Source organism: Phocaeicola coprocola (assembly GCF_041333015.1).
Lineage (GTDB): Bacteria > Bacteroidota > Bacteroidia > Bacteroidales > Bacteroidaceae > Phocaeicola > Phocaeicola coprocola.
Genome location: NZ_JBGKGM010000001.1, coordinates 1,320,729 through 1,338,001, shown reverse-complemented (window position 1 = coordinate 1,338,001; position 17,273 = coordinate 1,320,729). Strand labels below are relative to the sequence as shown.

The 17,273-nt window shown below is 42.8% G+C and carries 25 protein-coding genes and 1 rRNA gene; 3 read left to right on the top strand and 23 right to left on the bottom strand.

All coding sequences use genetic code 11. The features are described from left to right. Positions 1 to 75 precede the first annotated feature (75 nt). The 15 genes from ACDG22_RS05580 to ACDG22_RS05510 form a co-directional block, all read right to left on the bottom strand. Positions 76 to 510 carry a hypothetical protein gene (locus ACDG22_RS05580; RefSeq protein ID WP_117911352.1) on the bottom strand — a complete coding sequence of 145 codons (435 nt, stop codon included), beginning with the start codon at positions 508 to 510 and terminating at the stop codon, positions 76 to 78. Further along, on the bottom strand, positions 507 to 1,067 hold the full coding sequence (locus ACDG22_RS05575) for a phage virion morphogenesis protein (protein ID WP_117911350.1): 561 nt from the start codon (positions 1,065 to 1,067) through the stop codon (positions 507 to 509). Before ACDG22_RS05575 ends, ACDG22_RS05580 begins: the two co-directional genes overlap by 4 nt. Continuing rightward, on the bottom strand, positions 1,064 to 1,297 hold the full coding sequence (locus ACDG22_RS05570) for a hypothetical protein (RefSeq protein WP_117748620.1): 234 nt from the start codon (positions 1,295 to 1,297) through the stop codon (positions 1,064 to 1,066). Before ACDG22_RS05570 ends, ACDG22_RS05575 begins: the two co-directional genes overlap by 4 nt. A gap of 6 nt (positions 1,298 to 1,303) precedes the next feature. After that, positions 1,304 to 1,540, bottom strand: coding sequence for a molecular chaperone DnaJ (locus ACDG22_RS05565; protein ID WP_117817376.1), 237 nt, complete (start codon positions 1,538 to 1,540; stop codon positions 1,304 to 1,306). An 11-nt stretch (positions 1,541 to 1,551) separates the two neighbouring features. Then, a complete protein-coding gene (locus ACDG22_RS05560; protein ID WP_370858805.1) occupies positions 1,552 to 2,220 on the bottom strand; it encodes a DUF3164 family protein in 669 nt (222 codons plus the stop codon). Between the two features lie 18 nt (positions 2,221 to 2,238). Continuing rightward, a complete protein-coding gene (locus ACDG22_RS05555; RefSeq protein ID WP_005798303.1) occupies positions 2,239 to 2,421 on the bottom strand; it encodes a hypothetical protein in 183 nt (60 codons plus the stop codon). Positions 2,422 to 2,427: 6 nt separating this feature from the next. Then, complete coding sequence (locus tag ACDG22_RS05550; protein ID WP_118027227.1) at positions 2,428 to 2,922, bottom strand: hypothetical protein; 495 nt, start codon at positions 2,920 to 2,922, stop codon at positions 2,428 to 2,430. A gap of 1 nt (position 2,923) precedes the next feature. Then, positions 2,924 to 3,196, bottom strand: coding sequence for a hypothetical protein (locus tag ACDG22_RS05545; protein WP_005798305.1), 273 nt, complete (start codon positions 3,194 to 3,196; stop codon positions 2,924 to 2,926). Positions 3,197 to 3,207: 11 nt separating this feature from the next. Beyond that, a complete protein-coding gene (locus tag ACDG22_RS05540) occupies positions 3,208 to 3,504 on the bottom strand; it encodes a DUF4406 domain-containing protein (RefSeq protein ID WP_005798306.1) in 297 nt (98 codons plus the stop codon). A gap of 1 nt (position 3,505) precedes the next feature. Beyond that, positions 3,506 to 3,748, bottom strand: a complete 243-nt coding sequence (locus ACDG22_RS05535; RefSeq protein WP_005798307.1) for a hypothetical protein — start codon at positions 3,746 to 3,748, stop codon at positions 3,506 to 3,508. A gap of 2 nt (positions 3,749 to 3,750) precedes the next feature. Further along, entirely contained in the window at positions 3,751 to 4,377 is a 627-nt protein-coding gene (locus ACDG22_RS05530; RefSeq protein ID WP_117911340.1) for a P-loop NTPase family protein, read from the bottom strand. Beyond that, positions 4,377 to 5,255 (bottom strand): AAA family ATPase, encoded by an 879-nt coding sequence (locus tag ACDG22_RS05525; protein ID WP_118419657.1) that lies wholly within the window; start codon positions 5,253 to 5,255, stop codon positions 4,377 to 4,379. Before ACDG22_RS05525 ends, ACDG22_RS05530 begins: the two co-directional genes overlap by 1 nt. Before the next feature lie 38 nt (positions 5,256 to 5,293). Continuing rightward, entirely contained in the window at positions 5,294 to 7,333 is a 2,040-nt protein-coding gene (locus tag ACDG22_RS05520) for a hypothetical protein (protein WP_186909955.1), read from the bottom strand. Between the two features lie 9 nt (positions 7,334 to 7,342). Then, positions 7,343 to 7,717, bottom strand: a complete 375-nt coding sequence (locus tag ACDG22_RS05515; RefSeq protein WP_119962021.1) for a hypothetical protein — start codon at positions 7,715 to 7,717, stop codon at positions 7,343 to 7,345. 122 nt (positions 7,718 to 7,839) lie between these two features. Beyond that, on the bottom strand, positions 7,840 to 8,070 hold the full coding sequence (locus tag ACDG22_RS05510) for a hypothetical protein (RefSeq protein WP_119962020.1): 231 nt from the start codon (positions 8,068 to 8,070) through the stop codon (positions 7,840 to 7,842). 109 nt (positions 8,071 to 8,179) lie between these two features. On the opposite strand from ACDG22_RS05510, the gene ACDG22_RS05505 reads away from it, so the two are divergent. After that, positions 8,180 to 8,692: a hypothetical protein gene (locus ACDG22_RS05505; protein WP_005798321.1), complete on the top strand. Its 513-nt coding sequence runs from the start codon at positions 8,180 to 8,182 to the stop codon at positions 8,690 to 8,692. A gap of 420 nt (positions 8,693 to 9,112) precedes the next feature. On the opposite strand, the gene ACDG22_RS05500 is transcribed toward ACDG22_RS05505, so the two are convergent. From ACDG22_RS05500 to ACDG22_RS05470, 7 genes are all read right to left on the bottom strand, one after another. Continuing rightward, positions 9,113 to 9,355 carry a hypothetical protein gene (locus ACDG22_RS05500; protein ID WP_005798322.1) on the bottom strand — a complete coding sequence of 81 codons (243 nt, stop codon included), beginning with the start codon at positions 9,353 to 9,355 and terminating at the stop codon, positions 9,113 to 9,115. A 273-nt stretch (positions 9,356 to 9,628) separates the two neighbouring features. Next, positions 9,629 to 9,922 (bottom strand): hypothetical protein, encoded by a 294-nt coding sequence (locus ACDG22_RS05495; RefSeq protein WP_270668797.1) that lies wholly within the window; start codon positions 9,920 to 9,922, stop codon positions 9,629 to 9,631. 211 nt (positions 9,923 to 10,133) lie between these two features. Next, positions 10,134 to 11,447: a ribosome biogenesis GTPase Der gene (gene der, locus ACDG22_RS05490; protein WP_007565946.1), complete on the bottom strand. Its 1,314-nt coding sequence runs from the start codon at positions 11,445 to 11,447 to the stop codon at positions 10,134 to 10,136. A 40-nt stretch (positions 11,448 to 11,487) separates the two neighbouring features. Beyond that, the gene (gene era, locus ACDG22_RS05485) at positions 11,488 to 12,369 is read right to left on the bottom strand and encodes a GTPase Era (protein ID WP_007565944.1); all 882 of its coding nucleotides are present in this window, start codon (positions 12,367 to 12,369) and stop codon (positions 11,488 to 11,490) included. A gap of 78 nt (positions 12,370 to 12,447) precedes the next feature. Further along, positions 12,448 to 13,449: a beta-ketoacyl-ACP synthase III gene (locus ACDG22_RS05480; RefSeq protein WP_022126000.1), complete on the bottom strand. Its 1,002-nt coding sequence runs from the start codon at positions 13,447 to 13,449 to the stop codon at positions 12,448 to 12,450. A 111-nt stretch (positions 13,450 to 13,560) separates the two neighbouring features. After that, a complete protein-coding gene (rpmF, locus tag ACDG22_RS05475; protein ID WP_007565939.1) occupies positions 13,561 to 13,746 on the bottom strand; it encodes a 50S ribosomal protein L32 in 186 nt (61 codons plus the stop codon). A gap of 16 nt (positions 13,747 to 13,762) precedes the next feature. After that, positions 13,763 to 14,290 carry a YceD family protein gene (locus tag ACDG22_RS05470; RefSeq protein WP_177593654.1) on the bottom strand — a complete coding sequence of 176 codons (528 nt, stop codon included), beginning with the start codon at positions 14,288 to 14,290 and terminating at the stop codon, positions 13,763 to 13,765. Between the two features lie 349 nt (positions 14,291 to 14,639). Here ACDG22_RS05470 and nagA (ACDG22_RS05465) point away from each other — a divergent pair, with 349 nt between their 5' ends. Further along, positions 14,640 to 15,806 (top strand): N-acetylglucosamine-6-phosphate deacetylase, encoded by a 1,167-nt coding sequence (nagA, locus tag ACDG22_RS05465; RefSeq protein ID WP_007565935.1) that lies wholly within the window; start codon positions 14,640 to 14,642, stop codon positions 15,804 to 15,806. A gap of 24 nt (positions 15,807 to 15,830) precedes the next feature. Next, complete coding sequence (gene nagA / locus ACDG22_RS05460) at positions 15,831 to 17,000, top strand: N-acetylglucosamine-6-phosphate deacetylase (protein ID WP_270230143.1); 1,170 nt, start codon at positions 15,831 to 15,833, stop codon at positions 16,998 to 17,000. Between the two features lie 101 nt (positions 17,001 to 17,101). Here nagA (ACDG22_RS05460) and rrf read toward each other — a convergent pair. Further along, positions 17,102 to 17,210, bottom strand: a 5S ribosomal RNA gene (rrf, locus tag ACDG22_RS05455). Positions 17,211 to 17,273: the final 63 nt, after the last annotated feature.

Here is a 17,273-nt window from a genome sequence, read left to right as displayed (position 1 = left end):
CTTTGCCTGTATTGAACAAAAAAGCCGCAGACGGTAATTTATACGTCCACGGCTTTCCCTTTCTAATAAAGACGGCTATTGCATCCGCTTGATAGCCACACACTGGTACACCTCAATACTTTCCACAATATCCTCATGGTTGTGATTGGTATCACTCTCCACCAGGTCCAGCTCCAGAAAGGTTTCCCCACTCAAGCCGGCAAGCCGTGCATGAATCAGCCCGGGCAGGTCAAACACCTTCAGCGCATCTTCCTGCAGCTCGCTTCCATCAGCACTCGAACCTTCCCAGTCTGTCACGATGTGCAGCTTGATTAAAGGTTCTGCCCGGTATTCCACACCGGGAACAATCGCATTCCACTGTATAGGGCAGAATTCCACAAAGACAGCCGGACGCTCCCAGTTCTCTTCCTGCTCGATGAACTCCACATTGTGGTTCCACAAGTCTATGTGCTTGATAAGGTCAATGGCCTTCAGTTCGCTGCAAAGCAGCCGATAAAGTTCTTTTCTCATTTTCTTATGATATTATATTCAATGGTGAAATACTCTGTTAGGTTCTCTTCTACAATCTCACGGACGGCTTTTTCCACTTCAGGCGATGTGCCGAGGAAACGGCGGCGGGGTATCTTGATGGTGCTTCCTTCTTTCTTTAAAGCCATGAACATCCAAAAATCGGCTTCTGTATCAAGCCGGGCATTTCGTTTGTCTTTCCGCAGCTTTCCGTCCTTCCTTCTCCCGAACGCCCCGGTGGCCTCATAATACTTATGCCAGAAGAAACGCTTCATTCGCCCCGTCACCACTATTTCACCACCATCATTATGAATGGCCGCATAGGGCAGAGAGGTAAAGAAAGTGATGCTGTTTTCCGTCGTCCGGCTCCCAATACTTTTCCGAAGCGCCCCGGTATCTGTCAGTATGGCTCTGCCTTCATCCCGGATGGGGCTTTTCCGCCGCTGCCATTTTTCACTGAAAAAAGCCTGCCGCTCAAAGTTCTTGTCAAACTCATCGCTCATTTCCACCTGAATGTCTTTCAGTATCCGGGCCACTACTTTTTTAACGTCTTCGTTCATTCCCAATCAAAGTTAAATTTCAATTGTACCGTATCGTCCGGCAAATCGTTTTTAGGGTCTGCGGACGCTTTAAGCATATTGTAGAATGTACGCTCACTAATAGCATACACAGGATATATGTACCGCCGCCATATTTCACGGTTCGGTACACCGTGACTGGCATAATGGTCATATATCCTGTTTACTTCTGCTACACGCTTCTGATAACTAACTCCGTGCCGCTTTCCCATATAGGTTTAATCGTTCATAGATGGTTTTACTTTAGGTTTATAGGGACGGATGTCAAGCGTCATTTTTGCGCTTACCGTTACCCGGCCACTTCCTTCGCACTGTCTGCAGACTTCCTCAACGGTTTCGCTTCGCTTCTTTCCAAAGATCCGAGAGGGATATTCTACAACTTTCTTCACTTTACCTGTACCGTGACAAGCACGGCACAGGGCTACTTTCGGAGATTTCTCCACTTCTTGTATCATAGTTCTATAATTTATGATTGTGTCATTCCCAGAGGGATAGGTTTCCACATTCCGTTTTCGTTCTTGATTTCAGCACGGATGAACTGTTTGCTCACTTCCGGCTGGTAGGCTTCCTCAATGATGCGTACACCTTCAATGAAACGTTCATCTCCGGTTTCCATGGCCACTTTGCGAAGCTGCACAATGCGTGAAGCCTTCAGCGTACCCTTGGCATCACGGGCCAACAAACGAAGCACCATGCTCACCAGTGCCTTGGTTTTTTCATCTTTGGCCAAGCCTTCGATATATTCCTTCACAATGGCTATACCGTCTTCCACCGTGTCACGGTAACCGTCGGTCACATACACACCCAGCGTGATTCGTTTGTCGCCTTCACTGTTAGTAAAGGTATGGCTGCGCTGGTCATCCTTCACCTTGGTTTTGAAAAGGTCTGCCTTCATTTCCAGAATGGTTTTGAAGTTGTCCATCACAGTCTGCTTGCTTGCCTTGATCTGCTCACTGATGCCCAGCAGTACCGGAATGGAGTTGGCTATCTCCTCATCCACCATCTGTTTGTACATTTCGCGGTCATTCTTGGCTTTTTCCTCTGCCGCTTTCTTTGCTTTTTCTCTCTGGAAGGCTTCAAATTCCGCCTTTTCCTCTGCCGTCATTACCACGGTCGTTTGTTTCATTTCTTCCATGATTCTTGTTTTTTGGGGTTATTGGTTTTCATAATCCTGCATTTCAGGTTCATCTTCCATCAGCATAGCCTCTCCGTTGGCGTATGCCCAGTCAGCCAGTTCGCTATAAAACTCGGCTGCATCTTGCTTCTCCATATCAGAGGCAAGCAGGTTGATTTCCTTTTTCAGATTCTCTAAAATCTTTGTGTTTCTATTTTCCATATCCTATCAGTTTGCCGGAGCATCAGGGTCAATCTGAATGAGTGATACCATGCTCACGGGGTTAATCGTTTGCTTTTCTTTCTTGGGCTTCAAGCCGCCTTTCCGTTGTATGGACCGAAGCTTTACCGCCAGTTCATCCAGTTCGTCCACCGTAATCTGTCTGAACGCCTTGCCGACTATTCGGGGATTACTGCAGAAGTCATTGATTCGTGCCCAGTCGGATGTATCTATGCCCAGCTTCTGCATCAGGTTCAGACAGAGACTCCGTTTCCGCCGCAGCTCCTCACGCAGCTTCTGTCGCCATTCGTCTTGTCCGCTCAGCTTCTCCAGAGCCGTACAGCAGGCTTCATACTCCTTGGCTGTCATTTCCTTCAGACTGTCCGTCCGGTTCCACGTGTACTGCAGCACAATGCTTTTCTTGAATTCTTCCCGGTCTCCTGTACAGGGCAGCTTGTTGAACAATGCATAGAACCGGGCGAAATTGGTTACTTCCTGTGCCATATCATTTGCCATTAAGAATCATTTCACATTCAGTTGATTTGGTACTGACACGATAAATTATCTTATCCGTCTTCACTGATTTAGCTTTGTATTCAGCCTCAATTTGCCCAGCAAATATCTTTTTGAATTCAGCACCCATTTTAGAAAGTATTTCCTTGTTGTACTCCCCGCAAAATCCTATGCGTGAAGATTGGATTTCACGAATATTTCCTCTATATACCGTAGCAGTCAACGTCATCACCACAACACCGGTTTCCATTTTTATTTTTCCCATATCGACCATTTTTACTCAAACAATACTTTAATGCCACACGAACTGGCCACATCAAGCTCCAGTTTAGCACCTTTGCTCAGTTCCCAATCCTTCAGCATATAGATATACTCACAATCCAGCAACAGGCGTATATCCGCCCGCATGTGCTCTCTCCAGTGTGCTTCATCCGGAAGTCCGTTTTTAAATGGATTCACCGGATTGAACCCCATAGCACGCAATCTGTTTTCAGCATCGAGGAACGCACCTTTGCGCTCATCGATATTGTAGTGGGCTATTGCCCCACTGATGTAAACTTTGTCTTTTTCCATATCACTTCTTTTTGATGTTGACTTTACAACTTGGATTCCATATCAGCACATTACGTGCAAACAAGACATCACCCGTTTCTATTACGACATGACCGGGCGTTTTCGCTCTTCTCACTTTCAGGTCACTTTGGATGTTTCGCTCCAGCCAGTCATCCAACACTGCCCTGCTGGAACTTCCGTCCAGCAGAATCTGGAACACTTCCGTTCCGGTGTAGCTTTCAAAAGCCTTTTCGTTATTATCCATAATCACTTTGGTAAATTATTACTTGTTTGAATGATTCCGTCCTCCCATACCACATAATAGCTTCCCGGGTCTCCAATGGCGCGGCCTTGACAATAAGCTTTATAACCGACCACTCGAATCTTCATATCACAGATATATTTCAATCTTACAGCACCGCCACCCATTGGCTGGCTCTTCTTTTCCTGGCTGATCCAGATGAAACATTTCTTCGGAAAGGTTTCCATCAGTTCCACAGCCTGCGGATAGTCCCACCCGGCCACCTGAAAGGAATCAATGATGATGAACTTCGGGCTTTTCGGCTTTTTCAGCCGGGCAATCACTTCCTCCAGACTGCCTTCTGTCACCACGCGAAACTTACCCTGCACCTCATTCATCTTCAAATACTCCATACGCCGTTGGAAACTTTGGTTGATTTTCTCTTCGTAACTCATGTACAGCACCGTCCCATAGTTACACAGTTCCTTTCCAAGCTGCATTACAAAACTGCTCTTCCCGCTGGCACTGGCACCGCTGATGAACCACGAAGCGTTCTCTGCCGGGAACCCGAAAGGTTTGCTCCATTTCTCATTCCACGGCAGAGTAACCCATTTCTTGGCGGCTATTTCCTTCGGACTGTACGCACGCTTCATTATTCCGCTGTCATTTTAAGTTTTTCAATCTCAGTATAAACTCTTCTCAAACCACCGCGTGTCTTCCGTACAATCTGGGCTATATCAGCACCTGCCGGGGCATTTACCTTGGCTACAATACGTGCCTGGTTGTTCAAGAACTGTTCGCGCTCCTTGCCATCATCCGGAGTCACCTTGCTGTACCGGTCACCATAACGGCTCAACATTTCGGTATAACCCACCTTCTTGCATTCTATGGAGCGGTTGATTTTCTCTTTCAATCCGTCTGCCCCCATCATGTACCAGGCGCAGCAGCGTTCAGTGGCATTCCACAAGGCCTTCAGTTCAAGGAAAGCTTCATACTGCAGATCGCCTGCTTCATCGAGGATGATAAGCGGGGTTTCCATCGAACGGAGGTAATATACCAGGTCTTCATACACGTCAGAATACTTTCCCTTACTGTCCACACCAAACTCTGCAGCAATCTTGCGTACCAGCTTCAATTTGGTCTTTACCTGCGAGCAGTCGATATAAACGGCATTCTTGTGGCTCTGCACATAATAACGTGCCGTGAAAGTCTTGCCGATATTGGGCATGTCGCACAAGATACCCGACAGGCTGGACTGCTGTGAAAACTCCAGCTGGGCTGTGATATATTCAAATGTCGGGGTCTTGGCTGCTTTCCATTCCATTTCACCACGGAGGTTCACCCCTAATTTGCGGGCAATGCTTATCCAGTTGGCATCGCTCAGGGCTTTGTCTGTCTGTCCGTTCTTGATTGCACTGTACACAGACGTACTGATGGCCAAAGAGGCAGCATGCTTGGCATCACTGGGATAGTTCGCACGGTTGGCGGCTATCGCTGCTAAAATCTTCTGTTTTTGTGCTTCTGTAATCATAATTCTAACGCTATTTTAATGTTGTTCTAATTCTGTTCTTACATATCACTGATGGCTCTCATTGCCTCGCTTATTCCGGAGTGCCATTCATAATCAGATTCCGGATCTGCCGACAAATCGGCTGGCAAATCATCGGATAGTTCCACCGGGGGAAGTTCCAGTTCCTCTTCCGGGTCATCTGTTGGCTGATCCGGTGTACCGGTTCCCACCTTTCCGATGGCGTGGTCATTGAGGTATTTGCTGAAATGACTCAGAACTTTGTTTTGCTCTGTATAGGCTACCCGGTCTTCTTCGGTCTGTTCTGCCATCACCCGGTTGTAAGTCACTACCGGACGAACCTTGTCAAGGTAGCGGTCGTTCTGGTACAGGAAGACATCCGTAGGCTTGCCCTCTTCATCCGGCAGGAAGTAGGCCGTCACCTTGCGGTTGTTTGGCTCCAGCTGCTCCAGCACTTCCGGACCGCTCAGCCACCAGTCCGCATTTGCCACACGTACTGTGGAATTTCTACGAATACTGGTATCTACCTTTTCTCCGATATATCTGCTCAAGGTCAGTTTATCAAGCGGTCGAAGGGTCGGATTGATTTTGGCTACGAGCACATCCCAACGGGTCATTCCGGGATATTTCTTTTGATTGGGGTGAAGCGTATTGTTCCATTCTTCACAATCGCGCCGGTCGTCCGCCACAAGCTCCTCAAACGTATAATACTTTCTGTCTTCCCAGGTGTGGTTGCTGCTGTCACTCACTTTCTTCTGGTCCACCCGCCGTGCACCTTTGTTATGCCAGCGGCCAATGGCTTCATGGTTCTTATGTGCTATGGTTGTCTTGAACGCACCGTTCAGAGCTTCAGCATATTTCTCCTGTGAGTTCTGTGGGGCACAGAAATGCACAAACTTAAATACCTCACCTGCCTTCAGAAATCCTCCTTTATACTTGCTCATCAAGTGCTGCTCCACCTCAATACCGGCTGGAATGCCCCATCCGTTGCGTTCGATGAGCCGGAACATATCACGGAAACAGTCCACTACCAAGGCATCATCCTTATCCCGCCCGTAGGCCAAACCGATACGGCACTGGCTCACCACATCATAAGCATAATAGGCATGCACATACTCGCCGCCTTTCATTCTGCGCGGCAAATCCACGTCATCCATCGTAATTTGTGACAGTGAGAACTCACCGCCATGACGGTGCATGTGCGGCATTTGCTCATGATAGAACTCCATACGTCCACGCAGGGCTTTTTCTATCAGCAGCTGGCTTGCCGGGTTGTTCAGAATGTTCCGGATAGTGCTTTCGCTCAGTTCTTTCGGTTCCCCGTTCTTATCCGTAAAGTTTTCCGGATTGAATATCTCCCCTGTTTCCAGATCCCATACTTCCAGCTCACCGCATACAAACGACAGATACATTTCATGCACATCACTGCCGTATGGTTGGTTGGGAAGTACTTTCAAACTCATCACCAGGCGTTCGTCCATGTGAGTTACCTTCCGTTTGTTCTGGTTGCCGAATTTTCCGGTTATCAGACATTCGTAACCGTACTGCTTGTATTCGTTCACTTTCTTGCGGAAACGCAGGGTACTGGCAGGAAGGTCATGACCAAAGTCTTCGCGTAAGGTCTCGATGGTAGTGGCCATCATGTCCCAGTTATATTTTTCACCCATCAGTTTGCGGTAATCGTTGCTTCTGTTATAAAGCTTGATACAAGTATTCAGAACTGAAGCATTCACCGCATATTTCCGGGCAAGTTCGTCTGTAGCTCTGTTGCTGGAAGAATGGGAGGCCCAATCCAAGAAATAAGCTACTGCAGCCTGATCCAACACATAGTTTGACAGTATCCAGTGGCGAAGTGCCTGCTCTGTTCCTCCGGGGTTGTCTTCCTTTACCCGCTCCAGGCACTCGGTAGGCAGACTATTGAGGGCGACCAACGCGCAATTTCCAGCAGCACCTCCACCACGGCGCACCACCTTGATACGACCACGGTTCACCCAGTTCCTATAACAGGATTCGGTGATATAGCCGCCATCGATGAGCTCTCGTGCAGAAATACACTGTATGTTACCGTAATACACCAACATAGTCACCTCCTATCTCAATGCAGATGCAAACGCTTTTATGTGGTCAATTTCCGAAACCATTACATGCTCGTAAGTCTTCACTGTTTCTCCTTTGAATATTACCTGGCCGCTACCATCCTTGCGGTCAAACTCTATAAGAGCACCATTGGGACAATATAGGCGGGATACTTTGTCATAGTCGTGAAAAACCTCCACCTCCGGAATAACAACCATCACAATACCGCCACGGTCCATGGCCAACTTACGGATCTTTGCAGAAAGTTCGGAGTTACCACGACGGTCATCAAACCGGATAGCGTTATAAACAGTCTTCTCTGTCACGTTGAGGGCCTTTGCGATAAAGTCGCGGTCAGCTTTCGTAATGTGAATGTACCTCTTGTTCATATCTCACTTATTTTAATGATTAATATTGGAGGGAGTCCGGGGAATCGAACCCCGGCGCAAGAACCATGCACTCCCGTGTGTCTTTCCACACCGTCACCCGTCTCTTAACGCCTTCCGGGTCGTCACGCTGGGTTATCCTGAGTATCTTTATCTTCTTGTTTCTTCTGTTCGTGCCACCTTAGTGTCTGAAACGTATCATAGTTCATCACGAGTAAAGATGTATATGATTCATCTCGGAACCTTTCATTCTTGTTAGGTACTGCATCCTTGATTTCATTAAGAACATCACCAACCGCACTGAGGAGTTTTTCCAATGTTTCCGGTTTTACCTTTTTCAATAATGTCTCTTTCATAATCTTATACTTAAAAATCGCTAATCACACGCCTTTTTTGTATCTTTGGCGCGGTGTTCTTTTTTGAACACGCTGCAAATATACAGAAAATCCTGTAATAACAAAAGATATGAAAGAAAAAAATACAGAAATATCTGCAAGAATAGAAGAAGTTATATTTATCTTGCACACTAATCCAAATAAGTTCGCCAATGCATTAGGGTACAGTAGAGCCCAAACTATCTATGATATAGTAAGCGGAAAGTCTGCTCCAAGCTATGACTTTTTTAAAAGGTTTATAATGTCAGGATATTCTGTATTCATCAACCTTCGATGGTTATTTACTGGGGAAGGGAATCCTATAATTGAAGAAACTTACTATGAATCAGATTTGCCAATTATTAAGGGGGAAATGACAGAAGAGCAAGCACAAGCTAAGTTGAAAGCAGTTAAAGCCGCAAAGAATCAAAACAATATACTTCATGAGGAAACAAATAATAGTACCACTGAATCTTTCTTGTCTATAATAAGAGAGCAGGCAGAAGAAATAGGAAGGCTTAAAGAACAGATTCGCCAAATGACAATCGAAAAGGGAAAACATGTGTCGGATGCACACATTTCCGGTACTGCAAATGTCGGGTAGGCGGATTTACTGTTACCATACACCGGTGATGGGAAACGAAGCGTACCCCCTATCATCCCCCATGATGTCCCCCTCCCAAGCAATCCCCCTCCCCTACCTTCATATATGGGTATAAAAACACTGATATTAGGGCATTTAAAAACTAAAGCGTGAAAAATGATAGGTTTTTAGGGGGGGGGGCTATCAAATAAAAAACGAGGGGTATTTTTAAAATTATAGTATTTTAGTACGTCTGTATCGCACACCGCCAAAACCATATTTTGAATATCCAGTTCTATAAAAGTGAATATCCACTTTGAACATCCACCTGAATATCCAGCGTCAAAAAAGACCGATTTCAAGCACAAAAAAAGGGAGGTATAACAACCTCCCCACACCGGATCATTCTAAAGCCATTTTTATTGCGTTTTTGCCCGCTTATTATTCGTCTGATACATTTCCACTACGCCCGCAAGAAATGAGCGTAGATTGCTTTATTATAGCCTTTTTGGTGCATATAGTACCGTTCCCGGACAATCCTGCATGCAGCAAATAATTCTTCGTTGCACCCACCTGTTCAGCTGTAAAAACGGTATAAACCGCCGAAATGCTGCTGAAATACCAATCTTTCCGCTTTGTTCCTTCTATTCCGTGCGTCAAATGCACATGTATTACCTTTGCCATAGTTTATAATATTTTGCTACAAATATACCAAATATCTATTATATGGAATAAATTAAGCAATATTATATCAAATAATCAGGTACAAAAAAAGCAGCCGCAGCTGCCATGCACTCCCCCACCCGAATCAACCATGTAAGCCCTATGTAAACCCAATTAAACCTATCTGCAAATCTGTATGCCTAAAAAGCACCTAAATGTAGCTGCAAATTAAACCCACGTAAACGTTTCGTTTTGCAGAGCCATCCACTCATATCTTGCACAACCTTTTGTATATCAATAGCTTTGATGTCTTTTTCTCCCAACCCTCAATATACGTTTCGTTCTGTGCCCCATATAAAACAGAGTATCTTTCATCTTTTCATTCATCTTTGGCACAAAATCACCCAAAGTTATAAAAGTAGAATCATTTACTTTTTCCACATTCACTACTGAAGTATAAGTTTCAGCTTTCTTTTTTCCAGTAAGAACTTCATAATAAAGTTTCTGACCCTTCTGAATACTACAATACTGAGCAGATGCAGCTATAGCTGATAGCATACAAACAAGTAACAAAACGTAGTTTTTCATAACAGTAAAATATTAGATTCACGTCATTTTTACCAACTTAAAAAAAGCACGGCGATAGATAACAAAAATACACTTTTTTTTTACAGAGCCAAGAATTTTATTCATATTCTTAAAACGACAGACATCAATATGATATTTAACAAAAAAAATCTTCTTTCTGATCATTTAAGACCTGAAAGAAGATTTTTCCACAAACATCAGAAATACCCAATTATTTCTGACGGATAAAAATATTTATCGGAGTACCCGAAAGTTTCCAACGTTCACGTATCTGATTTTCAAGGAAACGCTTGTACGGTTCTTTCACATACTGAGGTAAGTTTGCAAAGAATACAAACGAAGGCACCTGAGTATTGGGTAACTGAGTAATATATTTAATCTTAATATATTTACCTTTATTTGAAGGAGGCGGATAAGCCTCTATCATAGGAAGTAACTCCTCATTCAAACGAGCTGTCGGAATTCTAGTTGTACGAGCCTGATAAACTTCCTTTGCAGCTTCCAACACTTTAAAAATTCTTTGTTTTGTCAATGCAGAAGCAAAAATTATCGGGAAATCGGTAAACGGTGCAAAACGATTACGAATAGCTTCCTCGTAATTCTTCATCACCTTTGCGGTCTTTTCTTCTACCAAATCCCACTTATTCACTACAACGACAAGTCCTTTCTGATTTCGCTGAATAAGTGAAAAGATATTCAAATCCTGTCCTTCTATACCTCTCGTTGCGTCCAGCATCAGAATACACACATCCGAATTCTCTATAGAACGAATAGAACGGACCACAGAATAATATTCCAAATCCTCACTTACTTTATTCTTTTTGCGAATACCAGCTGTGTCGACCAGGTAAAAATCGAAACCAAACTTATCATAACGTGTATAGATAGAGTCACGAGTAGTTCCCGCAATTTCAGTTACGATATTTCGTTCTTCTCCGATAAAAGCATTTACAATAGAAGATTTTCCAGCATTAGGACGACCGACAACAGCAAAACGAGGAATATCTTCATCTAAAATTTCGTCTGATTCCTTTTTAAATTTGCTTACAATCAAATCCAGCAAGTCACCTGTTCCACTTCCACTCAAAGCAGAAATACAATACGGATCTCCTAATCCCAAAGAGTAAAACTCAGCTGCATTATATTGCAAATCATTGTTATCAGTCTTATTGGCAACAACGATAACCGGAGTTTTGGCACGACGCAAAATAGAAGCTACCTGCATATCCAAATCCGTTACTCCATTTGTAACATCGACAACAAACAATACAACATCCGCTTCGTCTATAGCCAAAACGACTTGTTTACGAATCTCTTCTTCAAAAATATCTTCCGAATTAACTACCCAGCCTCCAGTATCTACTACTGAGAACTCCTTTCCCAACCATTCCGATTTACCATACTGGCGGTCGCGGGTTGTTCCGGCCTGTTCATTTACAATTGCCTGACGCGTCTTAGTCAGACGATTAAACAGTGTCGACTTTCCCACATTGGGACGTCCTACGATTGCTACTAAATTTCCCATACTTTTTTATTGATTGACGGCTGTCACAGCCGATGAAATGTTAATCTAATTGATAACCAAAATTCTTTAGCTCTTTGTCAGAACTTCTCCAATCTTTATCCACTTTCACAAACGTTTCCAGATAGATAGATTTTTGGAAAAAATGTTCCAATGTTTTACGTGCTTCGGTAGCAACTTTTTTCAAAGCTTTTCCCTGATGTCCGATAATTATACCTTTTTGAGATTCACGCTCCACATAAATAACAGCATTAATATGAATACTCTTGGCATCTTCTTTAAACTGTTCAACTACGACCTCTACCGCATAAGGTATTTCTTTGTCATAATATAACAAAATCTTTTCACGAATAATTTCAGTTACAAAGAAACGAGCAGGCTTATCGGTCAACTGGTCTTTGCCAAAATAAGGAGGAGAATCGGGTATCAGCTCCTTAATACGCTTCATCACCACATCGACATTAAATTTTGCCTTTGCAGAGATAGGTATAATTTCTGCTTCAGGCAACATTTCATGCCATTCTTCAACCAACTTAACCAGTTCTTCCTGGTTAGTTAAATCAATTTTATTAATCAACAGCAAAACCGGAACTTTAACACGACGCACCTTCTCCATAAAGTCTGCATTCTTATCCGGCTTCTCTATCGTATCAGTCACATACAGCAAAACATCTGCATCTACCAATGCCGATTCAGAGAAGTTCAACATAGACTCCTGAAGTTTGTAATTAGGCTTCAAAACCCCTGGAGTATCAGAGAAGACAATCTGCATATCATCCGTATTCAATATACCCATAATACGATGACGAGTTGTCTGCGCCTTGAATGTAGCAATAGAAATGCGTTCTCCTACCAACAAGTTCATCAATGTAGATTTTCCGACATTTGGATTACCTACAATATTTACAAATCCGGCTTTGTGCATAATTATTTTTTAGTAACATACAAAAAAACGCACCGTATTGGGATGCGTTCTTTTGTATGTGTTAATTAATATTGTTCATTACTTGTTACCATCATAACCCCACTTCACATACGCAGCACCCCAAGTAAATCCGGCTCCGAATGCAGTGAAAATTATATTGTCACCTTTCTTCAACTGTTTTTCATAATCCCATAAACAAAGTGGCAATGTTCCGGCACTTGTATTGCCATAACGTTGGATGTTAATCATTACTTTATCCAATGGAACCTCTAAACGAGAAGCAACAGCATCAATAATACGCAAATTCGCCTGATGTGGGACGATCCAGCTGATATTATCTTTATTCAAACCGTTTCTTTCAGCTATTTGAGCAGTAACATCCGACATATTAGAAACTGCATATTTAAATACAGTTCTACCCTCCTGATACAAATAATGCATCTTGTTGTCTACAGTAAAATAAGAAGGAGGACATACAGAACCACCCGCTTTCATATGTAAGAAAGGCAATCCCTTGCCATCTGTTCTCAATATTGAGTCCATGATACCATAATCTTCAGTTGTTGCTTCTACCATGCAAGCAGCAGCGCCGTCACCAAAGATAGGACATGTAGCACGATCTGAATAATTCACCATTGATGACATCTTATCAGCACCAACAATGATAATTTTTTTATGTCTGCCAGACTGAATCATACTTGCAGCTGTTTCCATAGCATAGAGAAAGCCGCTACATGCAGCCTGCAAGTCAAATGCATACGCATTCTTCAAACCCAATTTATCACACAAAATTGAGGCAGTAGAAGGGAAATGATAGTCAGGAGTAGTAGTTGCAACAATTACGCAATCAATAGAATCAGGATCTGAATTTGTTTTTTGCATTAATTGTTTTGCAGCCTTACGTGCCAAATAAGAAGTACCTAATCCTTCTTCATTCAGTATACGTCTTTCTTTTACTCCGATACGGGTCATAATCCACTCATCGTTGGTATCGACCATTCTTGACAGTTCTTCATTGGTCAAAACATAGTCAGGTACATAGCCACCGACTCCTGTAATTACAGCATTTATTTTTTCCATCATTTCAGATTTTAGTTTGCATATTCCTATAAAAAAACAGCCGGAAGAGCCGAAAGCTCTCCGGCTTTATTCTTTCAGTGAATCACACAAACGTGTTCAACAAAGCGTTTATTAAAGAGCAGCTTCTTTTTCGATAGCTAATTTACCTCTGTAATAACCGCAAGCACCACATACAGTGTGATAAACATGCCATGCGCCGCAGTTAGGGCAGATGGCCAAAGTAGGAGCAACTGCTTTATCGTGAGTTCTTCTCTTAGCAGTTCTCGTTTTTGATTGTCTTCTTTTAGGATGTGCCATTTTTCTAAAACTTTATTTAATTATTATCTAATATTTTTTTCAAATCCTTCCAACGTGGATCGATTTCACGTTCCACATCGAGGTCTGCATCATTTTCTTCAACATCATCCATATAATCCTCATCGTCTGCAGACGAACGCAAATGCTTGCTCAAAGCTCCCATCATTGCTTTATTACATTTTCCCGGAGCATGTACATGTTTCATCGGAAGGCTCAACGCAATGAATTCATAGATAAACCATGCAACATTGATGTAACCATCTTCTTCAGGTACTACTACAATATCATTTTCATCAGAGAAAGTTGCTCCCATCTTTACCTTCAGCTCATCATCTATATCAACAGGAATTTCCATATCATCCAAACAACGGTCACACGGAACAACGACAAAACCTTCTGTATGAAAGTTTAAGACAAAAACTCCCATACTTTTTTTTACCGTCAATGCAACTCGCAGCTTTCCTTTCTGTATCTCCGGAGCATCAATGCTGATAAAAAAATCATTGTCCAAGACATATTCATAATGACATACGTCTTCAGACATATTCTTTAATTCTACCTTGTATGTACTAAGCTTTCCCAATTCGCAATACTATATAAATCGGGCGACAAAGATACAAATAATAATTCATTTTATCTAGTCTTTCTATTTTTTTATTCATAAAAATAAATACTTAACGTTTCATTTATCTTCTAATGGAAAGATTTATCAAATAAAAAAGCGTTTATGACCTTTCCGTATAATGGGTATTATATTCATATAAATCTCCTTTTTGACCAGAAAACAAATATTTTTTTTAAATAATTACTGCTATAATCATAAATAAACATATTATCTATCGGACAATTAATTAAATTTGCAGAAAATATAAAAGAAATAAAATCTTATTCCTATGTTAACTCAAATAATTAACGCACGTATTTTAACTCCTCAAGGGTGGTTAAAAGACGGTTCTGTCTTGATCAGGGACAACAAAATACTAGAAGTAACAAATTGTGACCTGGCAATTGTAGGTGCTACACTCATCGATGCAAAAGGAATGTACATTGTACCGGGAGGAGTTGAAATCCATGTACATGGAGGAGGAGGACGTGATTTTATGGAAGGCAACGAAGAGGCTTTTCGTACAGCAATCAAAGCTCACATGCAGCATGGGACAACAAGTATATACCCCACTCTATCTTCTTCAACAATACCAATGATTCGTGCTGCAGCCGAAACTACAGAAAAATTAATGAGTGAACCAGACAGTCCTGTTCTTGGACTTCATTTGGAAGGACATTATTTCAACATGAAAATGGCCGGCGGTCAAATGCCCGAAAATATAAAAGATCCAACTCCGGAAGAATATATCCCCTTACTGGAAGAAACTCATTGTATCAAACGTTGGGATGCAGCTCCCGAACTTCCTGGAGCTATGCAGTTTGGTAAATATATTACCTCTAAAGGAGTTCTGGCTGCAGTAGGTCATACACAAGCAGAATTTGAAGACATTTATACCGCATTCCAAGTAGGATATACCCACGCAACTCATTTCTATAATGCAATGCCTGGATTCCATAAACGCCGCGAATATAAATATGAAGGAACAGTAGAAAGTATTTATCTGATGGATGATATGACAGTAGAAGTTGTAGCAGACGGTATTCATGTTCCTCCTACAATTCTCCGCTTAGTCCATAAAATAAAAGGTGTAGAAAAGACTGCATTGATTACCGATGCATTAGCATGTGCAGCAAGTGACAGCAAAGAAGCTTTCGACCCACGTGTTATCATCGAAGACGGTGTATGCAAATTAGCCGACCGCTCCGCACTGGCAGGAAGTATCGCTACCATGGACCGTTTGATTCGTACAATGGTACAAAAAGCTGAAATACCACTGGAAGATGCAGTAAGAATGGCATCTGAAACTCCAGCACGCATCATGGGAGTACTTGACCGGAAAGGAACTTTGGAAAAAGGAAAAGATGCAGACATTATTGCCCTCGACCGCGATTTAAATGTACGTGCCGTATGGGCAATGGGTAAATTGGTAGAAGGAACCAATAAACTATTTTAATTACATTTTAAATAATCGATATTTATGTTGACACAAATCATAAACGGACATATCCTCACTCCGCAAGGATGGCTAAAAGACGGATCAGTCCTTATCAGCGACGGAAAAATACTAGAAGTAACCAACAGCGATCTTGCAGTCATTGGTGCAACCGTGATTGATGCTAAAGGCATGTACATCGTTCCAGGTTTTATAAGCATGCACGCACACGGAGGAGCTGGATATGATTTTACAGAGGGAAGCACTGAAGCTTTTCAAAAAGCAAGTCTGGCACATTTGAAACATGGAGCAACATCTATTTTTCCTACACTATCTTCTACCAGTTTTGAGAATATCAAGCAGGCTGTCAAAACTTGTGAAGCTCTAATGAAAGAGCCCGGAAGCACTATTCAAGGCTTACACATCGAAGGTCCTTACCTTAATAAAAAAATGGCAGGAAGCCAATGGGAAGAGTTTTTAAAAGATCCAAATCCCAATGAATATATCCCCCTCATAGAAAGTACTCAATGCATCAAACGTTGGGATATCAGCCCGGAATTACCTGGAGGACATGAATTCGGTCAGTATATGCGTTCAAAAGGAATTATGGCAGCAATCACACATACTGAAGCTGAATACCCTGAAATAAAGGCAGCCTTTGAGTCAGGATTCACCCATGCCGCACATTTCTATAATGCTATGCCCGGATTCCATAAACGCCGTGAGTACAAATACGAAGGTACCGTAGAAAGTGTATACCTCACAGACGGAATGAGTGTGGAAGTCATAGCAGATGGTATTCATCTGCCAGCAACAATATTGAAACTCGTCTATAAATTAAAAGGTGTCGAACAAACCTGCCTTGTTACCGATGCTTTAAAATATGCGGCATACGATGGTGAGCCTATTGATGACCCCAGATATATTATCGAAAATGGTGTATGCAAATTAGCAGACCATTCTTCACTGGTCGGCAGTCTGGCAACCATGGATACACTGGTACGGACAATGGTAAAAAAAGCTGCTATACCTCTTGCGGATGCTGTCCGTATGGCTTCAGAAACTCCGGCGAAGCTTATCGGCATCGACTCGTCGAAGGGCACTCTCCAGAAGGGCAAGGATGCGGACATCCTCATCATAGACAAGGACATCAGCATCAGGTGCGTCTTCTCCTGCGGCAGGATCGTGGAAGGTATGAACACCCTGGTACATTGAGACGCTTCCGCCGCCGTACTCCCGGAGCCGGCGGCGTTTTTTCTGCCCTCATGCAAAAAAGAAAGCCCCGCGGCACTTGTGATGCTGCAGGGCTTCTCCTAAGACGGCGACTACCTACTCTCCCACTTGCGCAGTACCATCGGCGTGACGAAGCTTAACTTCTCTGTTCGGAATGGGAAGAGGTGGAACCTTCGTGCAATAGTCACCTGAATATCCTTTATGTATTCATGACTAACAAGCAGGTAATTCAAGCACTTCTCAAGAAGCTGAAAG